2 protein-coding genes are annotated in these 1,567 nt (G+C 62.3%); both read right to left on the bottom strand.

The window, feature by feature from the left end; translation table 11 throughout:
• Nucleotides 1–8 precede the first annotated feature (8 nt).
• Nucleotides 9–1,112 (bottom strand): IS3 family transposase, encoded by a 1,104-nt coding sequence (locus EJK15_RS69235; RefSeq protein ID WP_276615632.1) that lies wholly within the window; start codon nucleotides 1,110–1,112, stop codon nucleotides 9–11.
• Nucleotides 1,058–1,489, bottom strand: a complete 432-nt coding sequence (locus EJK15_RS74020) for a hypothetical protein (protein WP_206062365.1) — start codon at nucleotides 1,487–1,489, stop codon at nucleotides 1,058–1,060. The genes EJK15_RS69235 and EJK15_RS74020 overlap by 55 nt, the downstream gene beginning before the upstream one ends.
• Between the last annotated feature and the right edge of the window lie 78 nt (nucleotides 1,490–1,567).

Consider the following 1,567-nt stretch of genomic DNA (forward strand, 5'->3'; position numbering starts at 1 on the left):
GACGTTAGCTAGGCGAGGTCCTCCTGGTCGGTGACCTGCTGCTTGTCTGTCTCGTCGGTAGGTTTGTTGATCCAGGCGGCGGCCGGCAGCTTGGGTAGCGTGGGTGTGCGGGTGAACCGCTGGGGATTGGCGGCACGGTATTTCTCGAGCGTTTCTGCGCGCTTGTCTTGAATGGCCTGGGCGGTCCCAATATGGACCGTGAACGGGACATGCAACCCGATCCCAGAATGGTAATGCTTATAGTTGTAATATTCGAAAAATCTCCGGCAGAACGACCAGGCGTCTTCGAGCGAGCCGAACCGTTCCGGGAATGCAGGGCAGTACTTCAGCGTTTTGAACTGCGCTTCACTGTAGGGGTTGTCATTGCTGACCTTCGGCCGGGAGTGAGATTTAATGATGCCCAGGTCAGACAGCAGATTCGTGACCGACTTGGACGTCATCGAGGTACCTCGATCGGCGTGGATCGCGTGTGGCGCGATGCCGCCGTTAGCCCGGATCGCGTTCTCAATGAACTCCTTGGCCAGTTCGCCCGACTCGCGGGCATGAACTTCCCAATGGACCACGTACCGCGAGAAAATGTCGATCATCACGTACAGGTCGTAGTACTTTCCGGCGACCGGCCCTCGCAACTTCGTTATATCCCACGTCCAAATCTCGTTGGGATTTCTGGCGAGCAGATGAGGTTTCCTCTTCGACTCGTGCCGCGCCTGGGCGCGCCGCTCCCGGACCAGGCCACCAGCCCTCAGCAGCCGGTACATCGTCGACACCGACGCCAGATACGTGCCGCGGTCCAGCAGCGCCGCCCACACCTGCCGGGGCGCCTTGTCCACGAACTCACGGCTATTGAGCACCTCCAGCAGTCCCGCGCACTCTTGCGCCGATAACTTGTTCGGCGGCGCCGACCGCGCCACCACCACACCATCAACGGCACCGTCCGACACGGCCTCCGGTCTGTTACGGCGGTAGAAGGTCGCCCACGCGATGCCGCTCAACACACATGAGCGGGCGATACCGACGAGCGATTGGAGCCGCTCCCGCGTCTCAGCACGGAGCTCGGCTACGAATTCTCCGAATCCGCGCTCTTGGAGATCATCTCCAAGAGCGCGTGCAATTTTCCCACGACCTCCAGCGCGGCCTCGGTCTTGGCGAGCTTCTCCACCAGGCGGGCATTCTCCTTCTCCAGGCGGGCCGCCCGCGCGGCCGCCACCTTCTCCACCGAACGCTCGCGCGGTATTTTCGCCGAGGCCGTGCCGGCAGAGCGGCCAGAGGGCCTCAGCTCACCGGCGTCACGCTTACTACGCCACCGGGCGATGCTCCCGTCATACAGTCCTTCACGACGCAGCAACGCGCCTTTCGCGCCCGAGGTGGTGGCCGCGTCGTATTCCTCCAGAATGCGCAGCTTGTAATCGGCGGTGAAGTACCGCCGCCGGGGCCGATCGGCTCGAGGGCCATCGCCGGCGTCGTCGTCCTGGAGGTCGTGCATGGTCATGGTCACCGAAGGTAGTACCTGTTCTCGCCCTGCTCTACCAGCTTGGGGTGTTCATCCTGTTTGTCTCAGTAGAGCCTG

Origin of the sequence: Nonomuraea basaltis, assembly GCF_005893125.1 — a bacterium.
GTDB lineage: Bacteria > Actinomycetota > Actinomycetes > Streptosporangiales > Streptosporangiaceae > Nonomuraea > Nonomuraea basaltis.